Origin of the sequence: Wenzhouxiangella sp. AB-CW3, from assembly GCF_014725735.1 — a bacterium.
GTDB lineage: Bacteria > Pseudomonadota > Gammaproteobacteria > Xanthomonadales > Wenzhouxiangellaceae > Wenzhouxiangella.
In genome coordinates, this window is sequence record NZ_CP061368.1 from 2,625,422 (window position 1) to 2,640,765 (window position 15,344).

Sequence of the window (15,344 nt, forward strand, 5' to 3'; positions counted from 1 at the left end):
CGATGTTGTATGGCCGACGCCCCATGAGCGAGCGCCGGCCACTGCGACTGCCTGACGTCAGTCCTTGCTTTCAAGCTGCTCCTTGAGCAGATCGCCCAGCGTGGTGCCACCACCACTGCCCGAGCGCTTGTACTGGTCGACGGCCTCGGCCAGCTCGTCGTCATCCTTGGCCCGTATCGACAGCGTGAGATTGCGCGTCTTGCGGTCCAGGGCAACAAACTTGGCCTCGACCTCGTCACCTTCCGACAGCACCTTGGTGGCGTCCTCGACGCGCTCCTTGGCAACATCGGAGGCCTTGACGTAGCCATCGACTCCGTCGGCCAGTTCGATCACCGCACCTCGCGGATCAACCGACTTGACCGTGCCGTTCACGATGGAACCGCGCGGATGCTCGGCCATGTAGGTGGCAAACGGATCCTGTTCGAGCTGCTTGATGCCCAGCGAAATCCGCTCGCGTTCCGGGTCGACGGCCAGCACGACGGCCTCGACTTCTTCGCCCTTGCGGAAATTGCGAATGGCTTCCTCACCCGGCGTCATCCAGGAGATGTCGGACAGGTGGACCAGACCGTCGATACCGCCTTCCAGGCCAATGAAGATACCGAAATCGGTAATCGACTTGATGGCGCCACGAACCTTGTCGTTCTTGTTGTGGGTAGCCGCGAAGGCTTCCCACGGATTCGGGGTGCACTGCTTCATGCCCAGCGAGATGCGGCGACGCTCTTCGTCGACATCCAGCACCATGACTTCGACTTCCTGGCCGACATGCACGACCTTGGCCGGATTGACGTTCTTGTTGGTCCAGTCCATCTCGGAGACGTGGACCAAGCCCTCGACGCCATCTTCGATTTCGACAAAGCAGCCGTAATCGGTGATGTTGGTGACCTTGCCGAACAGACGCGAGGTGGGCGGGTAGCGGCGGTCGATGTTTTCCCACGGATCATCGCCGAGCTGCTTGAGGCCCAGCGAAACACGCATGCGCTCGCGATCGAAGCGCAGCACGCGCACTTCCAGCTCGTCGCCGACTTCGACCACTTCGGAGGGATGACGAACGCGCTTCCAGGCCATGTCGGTGATGTGCAGCAGGCCATCGATGCCACCCAGGTCCAGGAAGGCACCGTAGTCGGTGAGGTTCTTGACCACGCCCTTGACCACTTCGCCTTCGGTCAGGCGCTCAATCAGGTCTTCACGCTCGGCGGCATACTCGTGCTCGACAACGGCGCGGCGGCTGACCACCAGGTTGTTGCGACGACGATCGAGCTTGATGATCTTGAACTCGAGATCCTTGCCTTCGAGATAGGCCGGATCGCGAACCGGGCGGACATCGACCAGCGAACCGGGCAGAAAGGCCCGAATACCATCGATGTTGACGGTGAAACCACCCTTGACCTTGCCGGAAATCTGACCGATCACGTTCTCTTCGTTTTCGTGGGTCTGCTCAAGCTTGCCCCAGACCCGCGAACGCTTGGCCTTCTCGCGCGACAGGCGCGTTTCGCCAAAGCCGTCTTCGACGGTGTCGAGTGCGACCTCGACTTCATCACCCAGCTCCACCTCGAGCTCGCCATCGGGCTTCTGGAACTGGTGAATGGGCACGATGCCCTCGGACTTCAGCCCGGCGTTGACGACCACCACATCGTCACGGATTTCCACCACCTTGCCGGTGACAATCGCCCCGGGGCGAAGGTCCTTTTCGGTGATGCTCTGTTCAAATAATTCAGCAAATGATTCGGTCATTACGTTTGTATCTTCCTGCAAGATCCCGGTAGCGCCCTGATCCGGCGACCACCGTCACTTCTCGATTTCCGCGCTCTCGCTGTGCAAGGCGCTCGTGGGTTTTCCCGCCAGGCAAAAACCTGTCGGGGCTCGTTTCTGACGGATTGTCAGCTCTTTTCGCGCCCGAGTCGCTGCCGGACATGCTCGAGCACCCGCTCAACCACTTCGTCCAGGCCGAGGGAAGTCGAATCGATCACCTCCGCATCGTCGGCCGGGACTGTCGGCGAAACGGCCCGCTCACGGTCGCGGCGGTCACGTTCCTCAAGGTCGCGAAAAAGACGGAGAAATTTAACACTTTCTCCTTTCTGTTTCAACTGTTTATACCGGCGTTTCGCCCGTTCTTCGACACTGGCCTGCAAAAAGACCTTGCAGGGCGCGTCTGCAAAGACCACCGTCCCCATGTCGCGGCCATCGGCCACCAGTCCGGGACCCCGGCGAAACCGGCGCTGCAAGTCCAGCAGCGCCTGCCGCACGGCTGGCAGCGCCGCCACGCGCGAGGCCATGGCACTGACATCCTCGGCCCGCAGGCGCCGATCAACGGGCTGCCCGCCCAGCAACACGGAAATCCCATCCTCGCCGGCGGCAAAGTCCAGATCCAGATCGGCGCACAGACCGACGATGGCCGCCCCGTCCCCGGCATCGATACCTTCATCAAGCACCGCCAGGGCAACCGCCCGGTAAATCGCACCCGAATCAAGAAGATGCCAGCCCAGCGACTCGGCCACTCGTGCCGACACCGCCCCCTTGCCGGCACCGGAGGGACCATCGATGGTGAGCACGGGGATAGAGGAATTGTCGTGGGAAATCTGGGTCATGTCGGATGATCGGCCTGTGCGTGACGGGGAAGTGGGAAGTATTAAGTATTAAGTGTGAAGTGTTAAGTGTTAAGTGGCGGGTTTCGATGGGGGCTTGGGGTGGCTGGTGGGTGTGGTGACTTTAGAGGGGGAGATTGGTGCCTGTATATGGCGGTTTGTGGCTGAAGGTTGGGGCTCGGGTTCAGAGGCTGCGAGGCTGCCCCAACGACCACCAGGCTTCCTTCCACCCAAAGCTCCGCCGAAGCCACAAGCACAACCCAGCCCCCACCCCACCAAGCGCCCGCCCGTTCACACTTCACACCCCCCAACACCCAACACACAACACCCAACACCCAACACCTAACACCTAACACTTCACACTAAACACTTCCCACTTCCCACTTCCCACTTCCCACTTCCCACTTCCCACTTCCCACTTCCCACTTCCCACTTCCCACTTCCCACTTCCCACTTCCCACTTCCCACTTCCCACTTCCCACTTCCCACTTCCCACTTCAAACTTCACACTTCAAACTTCAAACTCAAAACTCAATCCCCCCACTCCATGTCCGCGCCGAGTCTGCGCATGTCGTCGACGAAACCGGGATAGCTTGTGCGGATCCACTCTGCGTTTTCGATCTCGACCGGGCCGTCGGCGGCCAAGGCCAGTACGGCCAGGCTCATGGCGATGCGGTGGTCGCCGTGCGAATCGACTTGTCCGCCCTGCACGCGACCTCCGGCAATGTCTGCGCCGTCGGCATGTTCGCTGACCGACACGCCCAGCTTGGACAGTTCCTGGCACATGACCGCCAGCCGGTCCGATTCCTTGACGCGCAGTTCCTCGGCGCCGCGGATGCGGGTGGTGCCCTCGGCGCGGGCGGCCAGCGCCATGATCACGGGAAACTCGTCGATGGCCAGCGGCACCCATTCGGGGGCGATATCCAGGCCGGCCAGACGGCATGAGCTTACCCGCAGATGACCGGCCGGCTCCTCGTCCGCACCTGTGGTCGGCTCGCATGCAATTGATGCGCCCATGGCTTCCAGTACGCGCAGGACGCCGTCGCGGGTCGGATTGAGTCCGACGGCGGCCAGCTCGATGCTGGACCCTTCGACCAGCAGGCCGGCAGCCATAATGAAGGCTGCCGAACTGAGATCTCCAGGCACCTGGCAGAATGTACCCTGCAGTCTCTGCTGCCCATCCAGGCGACATCCTCGTTCGCTGCGTTGCAGCCGTACACCGAAGGCCGGCAGCATGCGTTCGGTATGATCGCGGCTGATGCCCGGTTCGGTGATCTCGGTGGCGCCCTCGGCATTCAGCCCGGCCAGCAGCAGGGCCGACTTGACCTGGGCGCTGGCCATGGGCTGCTCGTAGCGCAGCCCATGCAAAGGCCGCGGACTCAAGGTCAGCGGTGCGTGCCCGTCCACGCTGTCGATCTCGGCCCCCATTGACCGCAACGGCTCGATGATGCGCCCCATCGGTCGCACTGAAAGCGATTCGTCTCCGACCAGGCGGACGCGCTGCCCGTGCAGGTCCGGGTGGCCAGCCAGGGCGCCGGTCAGCAGGCGAATGCCCGTGCCGGAGTTGCCCAGATCCAGATCGGTCGTCGGGGCCCGAAGGCGGCCACCCTGCATCCGGATCTCACCATCAGCCTCGGAAACCGAGGCGCCCAGAGCCGCCATGGCGCCCAGCGTGGCGCGCGTATCGGCACTGTCGAGAAACCCCGTGATGCGCGTCTCACCCTCGGCCAGGCCGCCCAGTATGGCGGCCCGATGCGACACCGACTTGTCGCCAGGGGCTCGGTAACGGCCCTGTAGTGCCCGCTGTGCGGGTTGAACAATGAGTCGCATGAGTCTAGAGAATGTCGGCCAGTGCGGCGAGAACGCGCTCGTTCTGCTCCGGCGTACCCACGGTGATGCGCAGGTAGTTGTCCAGCCCGTAATTGCCGACGGGGCGCACGATCACGCCGCGCTGTAGCAGTGCCTCGTTGAGTTCGCCACCGGGGCGGTCGAATCCGGTCAGCACGAAATTGGCGGCCGAGGGAATCACCTTCGCGCCCAGACCGGTCAGGCCCTCGCCCAACTGCCCGAGTCCCTCGCTGTTGATCTTGCGGGTGCGCTCGATAAATTCGTGATCGTCAAGCGCGGCGCGCGCCGCCGCCAAGGCCAGCGAGTTGACATTGAACGGCGGGCGCAGGCGATTGAGCAGATCGGCGATACCGGGATTGCTCAGGGCATACCCGACGCGCAATCCGGCCAGACCATAGGCCTTGGAGAAGGTGCGCGTGACCACCAGGTTGGGGAACTCGTCAAGCCAGGCCGAAGCATCGCCCAGGGTGTCCGATTCGGCGTACTCGGTATAAGCCTCGTCGACCACGCAGATCACGTGTGGCGGCAGTGAACCGATGAAATCTTTCAGACGCTGGGCTTCCAGCCAGGTTCCGGTGGGGTTGTTCGGATTGGCCACGAAGACCAGGCGGGTATCGCTGCCCACACGCTCGAACAGGGCACGCAGATCGTGACCAAGCGGCATGGGATGATCGGCCGGCAGGGCCGGGGCAATGCTGGCCCTGGCGCCAACCATCTGCGTGGCAATGGGATAGACGGCGAAAGCATACTGCGAAAACACCGACTCCAGACCCGGTTGCAGAAACGCCTGGGCAAGAAAGACCAGCACATCGTTTGAACCGTTTCCCAGCGTGATGCAGTCCGGATCCACCCCGTGCCGGGCTGACAGCGCCTGCTTGAGATGAAAGCCGTTGGCATCCGGATACAGCCACAGGTCGTCCAGTTCGCCCCGGACGGCCTCAATGGCCTTGGGGCTGGAACCGAGCGGATTCTCGTTGGATGCCAACTTGATCGAGTCGGTCACACCGTACTCGCGCTCGAGTTCATCGATGGGCTTACCCGGGGTATAAGGCGTCAACTCGCGCACACCCGGCACGGCCAGATCGTTGTAATCGCGTTTTTTCATGTCTCTCCAGTCATTGTTGGAAACCGCAGATGAACGCAGGGCCGTCTATCTGCGGTTCGATTCCTCCAGGCTACGTCTGCTCGCCGGGCAGGCGGCCGAGGACGGCGCGCGGATAGCAGCCCAGCACCCGTACTTCGGCAGACTCTGATTCCAGGTCTGCAAGTGCCTGCTTCAGCCCAGCGTCCTTGACGTGTCCGTCCACATCGATGAAAAACACGTACTGCCAGCGTTCGCGGCGCGAGGGTCGCGATTCGATGCGGCTCATGTTCACCCCATGGCGGGCCAGCGGCTCGAGCAGGGAGAACAGGGCGCCGGCACCGTCCAGCCCGGCGATCATCAGCGAGGTCTTGTCGTCACCCGACGGGGGCAGCAGCTCCCGACCCAGCACCAGGAAACGAGTGGTGTTGTCGACGTGGTCCTCGATATTGGCGAAAAGCACCGGCAATCCGTAGACCTCGGCGGCATGACGACCGGCAATGGCGGCGGCATCCGGCGCGTGACGGACACGACGAGCCGCTTCGGCGTTGCTCGATACCGGGACCAGCTCGGCATGGAACAGGTGGCGCTCGATCCAGTGCTTGCACTGCGAAAGCGACTGCTGGTGGGCATAGACCCGTTCGATATCGTCAAGACCGCGGGCCCGGGTCAGCAGGTGCTGGTGGATGCGCATTTCCACTTCGGCGGCAATGCAAACCTCGGCATGCAGAAACATGTCCAGCGTGTGAGTGACGATGCCCTGCGATGAGTTCTCGATGGGCACCACGCCAAAGTCAACCTCACCCCCCTGTACCTGCAGAAACACTTCCTCGATGCTCGGCTGCGCACTGGCATTGACCGAATGACCAAACTGCCGGTAGACCGCCTGCTGGGTGAACGTGCCTTCCGGGCCCAGGTAGGCCACACGCAAGGGTTCCTGCCGGGCCAGACAGGCCGACATGATCTCGCGAAACACGTGCAGCATCACGCTGTCGCTCAGCGGCCCTTCATTGCGCTCGATGACCCGACGCAGCACTTGTGCCTCGCGGTCGGGCCTGTAGTAATCGGCCGGCGTGGCCAGCTCGCCCTTGACCGCGCGAACCTGCTCGGCCAAACGCGCCCGGTCGGCAATCAGCGACTGAATCTGTTCGTCGATCCGGTCGATATGCTTGCGCACATCGCCAAGATCGATCTCATCCGTGTCGTTTTTCGAATTCTTGCATGAAGTCAACGAGGGTCTCCACCGCTTCCATGGTCTGGGCATTGTACAGGCTGGCACGCAGGCCGCCCACAGCACGATGACCCTTGAGACCGGAAAGCCCGGCCGCTTCAGCGGCCGATACAAAACGCGGCGTCAACGCCTCGTCGGGCAGAAAAAACGGCACGTTCATCGTCGAACGGGCATGGTCTGCCACCCCGTTGCGGTAGAAATCACTGGCATCAATGACCGAATACAGCTTCTTCGAGCGCGCCTGGCTGGCGGCCGCCATGACCTCCAGCCCACCCTGCTCCTCGATCCAGCGCAGCATCTCCAGGGCAACAAACCAGGCCAGCGTGACCGGCGTATTGAACATGGAGCCACTTTCCACCCAGGCACGGTAGTCCAGATAACGTGGCAGGTCATCGGGAATGCGCTCCAGCAGGTCACGCCGAATCAGCACCACGGTCACGCCGGCAATACCCAGATTCTTCTGGGCCCCGGCGTAGGCGAAAGCCAGGTCACGATACGGATAGGGTCGCGACAGGAACTCCGAAGACAGGTCTGCAGCCAGCGGCACACCCACCCGGGGCGGCGATGGAAACTGCAGGCCATGGATGGTTTCGTTGCCGGTGTAGTGAAGATAGGCGCAGTCGGCCGGCAGGTGCCCCATTTCCGGCAAATCGATGAAATCGATATCGGCACTGCTGCCCACGACAGTCGTGCGACTCACCCGGGCGGCCTCGGCCATGGCCTTCTCGCCCCAGTGCCCCGTCAGCAGGTAGGCGGCAGTCCGGTCGCGCGCCAGGTTCATCGGCAGCCAGGCGAACTGCAGGTTGGCGCCGCCATGCAGCAGCAACACCTCGTGCTTTTCGCCCACCTCCATCAGGTCGCGCAGACGGGCAAACAGCTCCTCGGCCAGCGCCATGAAACGCGGCCCGCGATGCGATACCTCGGCAATCGACGGCGAACCGTCGGCACCGGGTGTCAGCGCATCGGCCAGCCGCTCGCGGACTTCGACCGGCAGCATGGCCGGCCCCGCCGAGAAGTTATGGATGGGCTGTGGCATTCGCGTGTTCCGAAGTCTCCTGGAAGCGTATCGAAGGTTCACGCCAGGCGGCGGGGCGTTGTGAGTTGTCAGTTGCAAGTCCAGCCCGATGAACGTGGCGCCGCTGATCAAAGCGTGGACTTACAACTGACAACAAACAACTCACAACTGTACTCACTATGAGGCCGGAGCCGCCAGCACTTCCAGCCCCTCCATGTATCGCCGCAAGACGTCCGGCACGACAACCGATCCATCGCGCTGCTGGTAGTTTTCCAGTACCGCGATCAGGGCACGACCGACGGCCAGACCCGAGCCGTTGATGGTATGGACCAGTTCGGGCTTGCCGGTGTCGGGATTACGCCAGCGCGCCTTCATTCGGCGGGCCTGGAAATCGCCGAAATTCGAGCAAGACGAAATTTCACGGTAGGCCTGCTGGCCGGGCAGCCAGACTTCAAGATCGTAGGTCTTTCGGGCCGAAAAACCCATGTCGCCGGTGCATAGCAGCATGACGCGGTAGGGCAACTCCAGGGCCTGCAGAACGGCCTCGGCGTGGCCGGTCAATGCTTCGTGGCACTGCTCGGCCGTGTCGGCAGTGGCAATCTGCACCAGCTCGACCTTGTCGAACTGGTGCTGACGGATCATGCCGCGGGTGTCCTTGCCGTAGGCACCGGCCTCGCGTCGGAAGCAGGGTGTATGGGCGACAAACTTCAACGGCAGACGCCCGGCCTCGACGATCTCGTCGGCGACAAGGTTGGTCAGCGGCACCTCGGCGGTGGGAATGAGATAGCGGGTCGGGTCATCCGAGGTGGCAAAGGCATCCTCGGCGAACTTGGGCAGCTGGCCGGTGCCCTGCATGGCGGTATCCAGCACCAGGTAGGGTACGTAGGTTTCGCGATAGCCATGTTCGCCCACATGCATGTCAAGCATGAACTGGGCCAGGGCCCGATGCAGTCGCGCCACATCGCCGGACATGACAGCAAAGCGACTGCCGGAGAGCTTTGCCGCCACTTCGAAATCAATCCCGTCAAGCATCTCGCCGAGCTCGACATGGTCGCGCGGCTCAAAGGCCAGGTCAGTCGGCTCACCCCAGCGCCGCACTTCCTCATTGTCGCCCTCGTCATCACCCTTCGGCACACCCGGCGCCGGCAGATTAGGCATATCCAGGGCGAGGTGATCGAGATGCTCGCGCACCTTCTCCAGTTCTTCCTTGGCGGCCTTCAGATCGTCACCCAGACGTCCCACTTCGGCCAGCAAAGGCTCGATATCCTCACCTTGCGCCTTGGCCTGCCCAATGGACTTCGACCGCGTATTGCGCTCGGCCTGCAGCTCCTCGGTTTTCGTCTGCAGCTCCTTGCGCCGCGCCTCGAGAGCAGCATAGTTCTCGATATCCAGATGGTAACCACGCGTCGCCAGCCGCCCGGCAACATGTTCAAGATCATTCCGCAACTGCTGAGGATCAAGCATCAACTACCCTACGTCACTGGCAAAAAAAAGAAGCACCCCTTCACACTTCCACACCTAACACCCCGAACCAATCACCCAAACGGATGCCGCAAAATCACATTGGCATCCCGCTCAGGCCCCGTCGAGAGCATATGCACCGGGGCCTCGATCAGTTCTTCGAGGCGATCGAGATAGGCGCAGGCTGCGGCCGGCAGCTTATCGGCATCGGTCAGTCCCTGGGTATCACCGTCCCAACCGGGCATGTCCTCGTAGACCGGTCTGGCGCGACTCCACTCCTCGGCCCCCACCGGGAAGCCGTCCACACCTTCGTAGTCGACGCAGATGCGAACCCGATCAAAAGCATCGAGCACATCAAGCTTGGTAATACACAGCCCGGTAATGCCATTGATGCGCACCATGCGCTTCAGGGCCACGGCATCCAGCCAGCCGCAACGACGCGGCCTGCCGGTGGTGGCACCAAACTCGACACCGCGTTCGGCCATCATGCGGCCATCGGCATCATCAAGCTCGGTGGGAAACGGCCCACTGCCCACTCGCGTGGCATAGGCCTTGGTAATGCCCAGCACATAGTCGATATCGCCCGGGCCCACGCCGGCACCGGTCATCACGCCGCCCACAGTGGTATTCGACGAGGTCACGAAAGGATAGGTGCCGTGGTCGATATCGAGCAGACTGCCCTGGGCGCCCTCGAACAGGATGGCACGCCCGGCCCGTCTGAGATCGTGCAGCTCACCGGTCACGTCGGCGAACATGGGCTTGAGTTCCTCGCCCTGCCGGGCCGCATCGTCGGCGATCTGCTGTCCGTCGACCGGATCGGCATCGTAGTAACGGGTCAGGAGGAAGTTGTGGTAATCAATCACCGCGTCGAGCTTGTCGGCCAGTCGCGCCGGATCGGCCAGATCGGCCAACCTGAGCCCCAGGCGCGAAGCCTTGTCTTCGTAAGCCGGCCCGATGCCCCGACCCGTTGTGCCGATGGCCTTCTTGCCGCGCGATCTTTCCTTGGCCCGATCCAGCGCCTCGTGGCAGCCCAGAATCGCCGGACAGGCCGGGGAAATGCCCAGGCGCGGGCGCACTTCGATGCCATTGGCCTCGAGCCCGCGAATTTCCTCGATCAGGGCATGCGGTGCCACCACCACACCATTGCCGATCAAGCAACGGGCGCGATCGGTGAGCACGCCCGAGGGAATGACATGCAGGACCGTCTTCCTGCCACCCACCACCAGCGTGTGGCCGGCGTTGTGTCCGCCCTGAAAGCGCACGACGGCATCCGCCTCGTGCGCCAGCAGGTCGACGATCTTGCCCTTGCCCTCGTCACCCCACTGGGTGCCGAGTATCACTACAGATTGCGCCATGCGCCAGGTCCCCTGTGACAGCTTTGGCCTTGAGCGATCAGTCCTGCGGCTGCAGTCGATCGAAGTAACGGAAGAACTCGGAACTGGTATCCATCAACATGATGTCGTTGTCGGTTCCGAAGCTCCGGTCGTAGGCTTCGAGGCTGCGCCAGAAGTTATAGAACTCGGTGTCGCGATTGAAGGCCTCGGCATAGATCTCCGTGGCACGGGCGTCACCTTCACCCCGCAGTCGCTGGGCATCACGCTCGGCATCGGCCAGCAGCACGCGGACCTGACGATCGGCATCGGCGCGAATGCGCTCGGCCCGCTCCCGGCCCAATGAACGCAACTCGTTGGCGAACTCGGTTCGCTGTGTCTCCATGCGTTCGAACACCGAGGTCAGGACCTCGTCGGTCAGCTCGATCTTGTTGATACGCACGTCGATCACGTTAATGCCGAAGTCGCGAAAACGACGATCGGCCCGAACCACGAGCTGCTCCATCATCTCGCGACGCTGCTCGGAAACCACCTCGCTGAGGGTGCGCTGGGCAAACTCGTCGCGCAGGTCGTTTCGAATCAGCTGGGCCAGACGCGAGCGGGTGAAGTTCATGTCGCCACCCTGGGTGGAGATGTAGAACTCGCGCGGGTCTTCAATGCGCCACTTGACGTAGTAATCGACCTCGACGAACTTCTGCTCGGCCGTGTTCATCTGCTCGGGGCGCATGTCCAGCGTGATCAAGCGCTTGTCGAACTTGCGCACGTTGTTGATGAACGGGAATTTCAGGTGCAGGCCCGGCTCGTAGTCGGCCCGCACCACCTCACCGAGGCGGAACTTGATCGCGTACTCGAATTCCTTGACCACAAACAGGCTGTTGAGACCAACGAAAATGGCCAGGATGGCGATGACGGGAATGAAAACTCTCATGTTATCGACCCTCCCGGCCACGACCGGCCCGTGGTTCGGTTTGTGAAGCCCGCTGCTGTTCTTGCGGACTCATCAGCGGCGCCGGCGCCCGAAGTGCGGGTGAGCCGTCGCGGATCTTGTCCAGCGGCAGGTAGATCATCTGGTTGGAATCCGAAATATCCATCAGCACCTTGGCCGAACGGCCATAAACTTCCTCGAGTGTTTCCAGGTAGAGCCGCTGACGCGTCACTTCCGGGGCACGGGCATACTCCTCGTAGATGGCAATGAATCGATCGGACTCACCCGTCGCCTGGGCGATGCGTTCATCGCGATAGGCCTGCGCTTCCTCGAGAATGCGGGCCGCGCGACCACGCGCCTCGGGCACTTCCTGGTTGGCATAGGCCTGCGCCTCGTTGGCGAAGCGAATCTGGTCCTCACGGGCACGAACGACATCGTCGAAGGCCGACCGGACCTGCGAGGGCGGACGGACTTCCTGCAGGTTGAACGAGGTGATCTCGATGCCGGGATCGTAGCGCTCAATGATCTCGACCAGCAACTCCTGGGCATCCAGCGCAATCTGGCCACGGCCGATCTCGAGGATGAAGTCCATATTGTTGGTGCCGATGATCTCGCGCAGGGAACTGTCGGCGGCATGCGCCAGCGAGCCCTCGGGCATCTGCACGTTGAACAGGAACTTCTCCGGCTCGACCACGCGGTACTGGACCGCGAAAGACAGCTCGATGAGGTTCTCGTCGCCGGTCAGCATGCGCGCCCGGTTTTCCAGGGACCGGACCTCGCTGACGTTGACCTTTTCGACCTGCTCGATCGGATTCGGCCAAGTGACATTGAAACCGGGTGTGAGCGTACGGTTGTACTCACCGAAGCGCAGCACCACGCCGCGCTCGGATTCATCAACGATATGAACCGAGTTCCAGACAACCCAGATCAGCGCCAGCACAGCCACCAGAAGGACAATGCCGGCAATCGAGCCGCCGCTGCCCGAGCCGCTGCCGCCACTGCCGCCGCCGCTGCCGCCGCCAATAATCTTTTTCAGACGGCGTTGCACATTGGCAAACACCTCGTCGAGATCGGGAGGCTGCTGACCGTCACCCCCTTTCCAGGGATCGCGACCGCCGCCGTTGCCGCCACCGCGTCCGGGTTCATTCCAGGGCATTGATTGATTACTCCATCGCTACAGATATCAGGAACACTGATCGATTGCCGGCCTACGCCGGAATCGAAGCTTTCACCGGCGCCGAAGCACTGGCGGCGGTGGGTACGACCGAACCTGCTAGTTTAACAGCAGTTGCTCCGCGAGTTTACCGTCTGCACCGTCAAGGCGCGTCAGTCGACGCACATCGCGCAGGTCCAGATCGACATCCAGGCGACTGGATCCATCGTCCTCGACTTCTTCCTCGCGCACCACGCCCAGCTCGAACAAACGGGCCCGAAGCCGTTGACGCTGCACGGGCACATGAATCCAGCGTCGAATACGGCCTTCGGCCAGCAACTCCGAGAAGGCCTCGGCCAGGAGATCCAGCCCTTCACCGCTGACCGCCGAGATCCACACCGCACTGGGCCGGCCCTGCTCGTCGCGTTCCATGCCGGGGTCACGATCGGCCAGATCCACCTTGTTGAACACCTTCAGCGATGGCAGGTCACCGGCGCCGATGTCATCGAGCACTTCCTCGACCACGGCCTGTTGCTGCAGACGATCGCCATCGGCGGCATCAATGACGTGTACCACCAGGCTGGCCGACAGTGTTTCCTCCAGCGTCGAGCGAAATGCCGCGACCAGTTCATGCGGCAGGTCGCGAATGAATCCGACCGTGTCGGACATCAGCACCGTCGAGCCATTGAGCGAGTCAATACGACGCACAGTCGGATCAAGCGTGGCGAAGAGCTGGTCGCGAGCCATCACCTCGCCTGAGGTCAGGCGGTTGAACAGGGTCGACTTGCCGGCATTGGTATACCCGACCAGCGCCACCAGCGGCACATCGCCGCGTTGACGGGCGCGGCGGCCCTGGTCACGTCGCTGCTGCACCTTCTCCAGCCGGGCGGTCAACTGACGGATGCGATTACCCAGCAGACGACGATCGGTTTCAAGCTGCGTTTCGCCGGGACCGCGCATGCCGATGCCGCCGCGCTGGCGTTCCAGGTGAGTCCAGCCGCGCACCAGGCGGGTCGAAAGGTGACGCAACTGGGCCAGCTCGACCTGGAGCTTGCCTTCGTGCGACCGGGCACGCTGGGCAAAGATATCGAGGATCAGCGTGGTGCGATCGAGCACGTTGCACTTGAGCGCCCGCGCCAGGTTACGTTCCTGCACGGGGGTAAGACGAGCGTTGACCAGTACCAGGTCGGCCTCATGCTCGACAACCTGGCTTCGCACTTCCTCGACCTTGCCCGACCCGACCAGGTACTTGGGGTCGGGCGCACTGCGCGGAGCGGTTAGTTCGGCCACCGTGTCCAATCCGGCCGATTTCGCCAACAGGCGAAATTCCAGGCGCGACTCTTCATCGTGTACCGGTTCGAACACCGGGTGCAGCAACAGCACCCGGCTGCCTTGACCACCAGTGGCGGGAGTGAAATCTTCGATCAGGGCTGCTGATCCTCCTCGTCATCCCCGAAACGCACGTTGCGCGCTGGCACCACGGTGGAGATGGCGTGCTTGTAAATCATCTGGCTGACTGAATTCTTCAGCAAGACCACGAAATTGTCGAAAGACTCGATCTGACCCTGCAGCTTGATGCCGTTGACCAGGAAAATCGAGACAGGCACCCGTTCGCGCCGCAAGGCGTTCAGAAATGGATCCTGCAGTGACTGACCCTTGGACATCATCGTTCTCCTTTTGTTTGATTTTGTAGTTGTGGGGTGTGTGCTCTGGGTCGATGTTCAGCAAACAGGCCAACCAAAGCGACGATGACGTGCACTCATCCAGCCCTTGCCGCCCGCTTTTCAAACTGACCTACCTGCCTGAAAATCAAGTTAATTGTACGCTGTTGGCGCGGATCATGCCAGAGGGCGCGGCCCAGCTGCCTGAGCGAGGTCAGCTGTCGCTTGGCCAGTTGGCGCGTGGCCGCCAGCGCCCGCTGCCGGGCCTGATCCAGGCTGAACAGGCCATCAAGATGCTGCCAGACCTGACGATAGCCCACGCTGCGCATGGCGGGGTGGTCCACGCTCAGTTCCGGGCGGCGCCGCAGGTTGGCTACTTCCTCGACCAGTCCCTCGGCAAGCATGGCGTCGAATCGCCGGGCAATCCGCTCATGCAGCTCCCGGCGATTACCGGCGGTCAACACCAGGCGCAGGCTGTCGAAGCGGGCAATGCGATTTTCCCGGTGAAACGCACTCGGCCCCCGCCCCGTCAGGCGCAGCACTTCTATACCGCGCTGGATACGCTGGGTGTCATTGGGGCGAATTCGCTCCGCCGCCCGCGGATCGGCGACGGTCAGTTCATCGTACAGCGCCTGCCAGCCGCGCCGGTCCGCTTCGGCGGCAATATCACGCCGCAAACCCGAATTCGCCGCCGGCATCGGGTCGAGCCCGTAGAGCAGTGCCCGCAGGTAGAGGGTGGTGCCACCCACCAGCACGGGCAGTTGTCCGGCCCCAGCCGCCGCGCGCATCTGCGCCGCCGCATCGGCCACGAAATCAGCCGCCGAGTAGGTCTGTTCGGGTTCGCGGATATCGATCAGGGCATGCGGGAACCGGGCCTGCGTGGCGGCATCCGGCTTGGCCGACCCGATGTCGAGCCCGCGGTAGACCTGCGCTGAATCGACACTGATCAAGGCCACGGGAAAGCGCCGCGCCAGGGCCAGCGCCACACCGGTCTTGCCTGCTGCGGTCGGTCCGGTCAGCAGCAGCGCCGGCGGCAGGGACTCCTCTTCCATGACC

At 62.6% G+C, this 15,344-nt stretch carries 13 protein-coding genes; all 13 read right to left on the reverse strand.

Annotated features, from left to right (window positions below; genetic code table 11):
- Positions 1-57 precede the first annotated feature (57 nt).
- Positions 58-1,752, reverse strand: a complete 1,695-nt coding sequence (rpsA, locus tag IC757_RS11440; protein ID WP_263405562.1) for a 30S ribosomal protein S1 — start codon at positions 1,750-1,752, stop codon at positions 58-60.
- A gap of 125 nt (positions 1,753-1,877) precedes the next feature.
- Complete coding sequence (gene cmk, locus IC757_RS11445; RefSeq protein ID WP_190974442.1) at positions 1,878-2,585, reverse strand: (d)CMP kinase; 708 nt, start codon at positions 2,583-2,585, stop codon at positions 1,878-1,880.
- A gap of 528 nt (positions 2,586-3,113) precedes the next feature.
- Entirely contained in the window at positions 3,114-4,412 is a 1,299-nt protein-coding gene (aroA, locus tag IC757_RS11450; protein ID WP_190974443.1) for a 3-phosphoshikimate 1-carboxyvinyltransferase, read from the reverse strand.
- Between the two features lie 4 nt (positions 4,413-4,416).
- A complete protein-coding gene (gene hisC, locus IC757_RS11455; RefSeq protein WP_190974444.1) occupies positions 4,417-5,535 on the reverse strand; it encodes a histidinol-phosphate transaminase in 1,119 nt (372 codons plus the stop codon).
- 70 nt (positions 5,536-5,605) lie between these two features.
- Positions 5,606-6,742 (reverse strand): prephenate dehydratase, encoded by a 1,137-nt coding sequence (gene pheA / locus IC757_RS11460; protein ID WP_223846104.1) that lies wholly within the window; start codon positions 6,740-6,742, stop codon positions 5,606-5,608.
- Positions 6,705-7,778, reverse strand: coding sequence for a 3-phosphoserine/phosphohydroxythreonine transaminase (gene serC, locus IC757_RS11465; protein WP_190974446.1), 1,074 nt, complete (start codon positions 7,776-7,778; stop codon positions 6,705-6,707). Before serC ends, pheA begins: the two co-directional genes overlap by 38 nt.
- A gap of 156 nt (positions 7,779-7,934) precedes the next feature.
- On the reverse strand, positions 7,935-9,221 hold the full coding sequence (gene serS / locus IC757_RS11470) for a serine--tRNA ligase (protein ID WP_190974447.1): 1,287 nt from the start codon (positions 9,219-9,221) through the stop codon (positions 7,935-7,937).
- Positions 9,222-9,292: 71 nt separating this feature from the next.
- Positions 9,293-10,573, reverse strand: coding sequence for an adenylosuccinate synthase (locus IC757_RS11475; RefSeq protein ID WP_190974448.1), 1,281 nt, complete (start codon positions 10,571-10,573; stop codon positions 9,293-9,295).
- A 37-nt stretch (positions 10,574-10,610) separates the two neighbouring features.
- Complete coding sequence (gene hflC / locus IC757_RS11480; protein WP_190974449.1) at positions 10,611-11,477, reverse strand: protease modulator HflC; 867 nt, start codon at positions 11,475-11,477, stop codon at positions 10,611-10,613.
- 1 nt (position 11,478) lies between these two features.
- On the reverse strand, positions 11,479-12,630 hold the full coding sequence (gene hflK / locus IC757_RS11485) for an FtsH protease activity modulator HflK (RefSeq protein ID WP_190974450.1): 1,152 nt from the start codon (positions 12,628-12,630) through the stop codon (positions 11,479-11,481).
- A 117-nt stretch (positions 12,631-12,747) separates the two neighbouring features.
- Positions 12,748-14,010 (reverse strand): ribosome rescue GTPase HflX, encoded by a 1,263-nt coding sequence (gene hflX / locus IC757_RS11490; protein WP_190974451.1) that lies wholly within the window; start codon positions 14,008-14,010, stop codon positions 12,748-12,750.
- 41 nt (positions 14,011-14,051) lie between these two features.
- On the reverse strand, positions 14,052-14,291 hold the full coding sequence (hfq, locus tag IC757_RS11495; RefSeq protein ID WP_190977014.1) for an RNA chaperone Hfq: 240 nt from the start codon (positions 14,289-14,291) through the stop codon (positions 14,052-14,054).
- A gap of 95 nt (positions 14,292-14,386) precedes the next feature.
- Positions 14,387-15,340, reverse strand: a complete 954-nt coding sequence (gene miaA / locus IC757_RS11500) for a tRNA (adenosine(37)-N6)-dimethylallyltransferase MiaA (RefSeq protein WP_190974452.1) — start codon at positions 15,338-15,340, stop codon at positions 14,387-14,389.
- Between the last annotated feature and the right edge of the window lie 4 nt (positions 15,341-15,344).

Excerpts from the sequence above, each read along its gene's own strand:
- cmk (WP_190974442.1), bottom strand. The coding sequence starts at position 2,585 with ATGACCCAGATTTCCCACGACAATTCCTCTATCCCCGTGCTCACCATC.
- aroA (WP_190974443.1), bottom strand. The coding sequence starts at position 4,412 with ATGCGACTCATTGTTCAACCCGCACAGCGGGCACTACAGGGCCGTTAC.
- hisC (WP_190974444.1), bottom strand. The coding sequence starts at position 5,535 with ATGAAAAAACGCGATTACAACGATCTGGCCGTGCCGGGTGTGCGCGAG.
- serC (WP_190974446.1), bottom strand. The coding sequence starts at position 7,778 with ATGCCACAGCCCATCCATAACTTCTCGGCGGGGCCGGCCATGCTGCCG.
- serS (WP_190974447.1), bottom strand. The coding sequence starts at position 9,221 with ATGCTTGATCCTCAGCAGTTGCGGAATGATCTTGAACATGTTGCCGGG.
- IC757_RS11475 (WP_190974448.1), bottom strand. The coding sequence starts at position 10,573 with ATGGCGCAATCTGTAGTGATACTCGGCACCCAGTGGGGTGACGAGGGC.
- hflC (WP_190974449.1), bottom strand. The coding sequence starts at position 11,477 with ATGAGAGTTTTCATTCCCGTCATCGCCATCCTGGCCATTTTCGTTGGT.
- hflK (WP_190974450.1), bottom strand. The coding sequence starts at position 12,630 with ATGCCCTGGAATGAACCCGGACGCGGTGGCGGCAACGGCGGCGGTCGC.
- hfq (WP_190977014.1), bottom strand. The coding sequence starts at position 14,291 with ATGTCCAAGGGTCAGTCACTGCAGGATCCATTTCTGAACGCCTTGCGG.
- miaA (WP_190974452.1), bottom strand. The coding sequence starts at position 15,340 with ATGGAAGAGGAGTCCCTGCCGCCGGCGCTGCTGCTGACCGGACCGACC.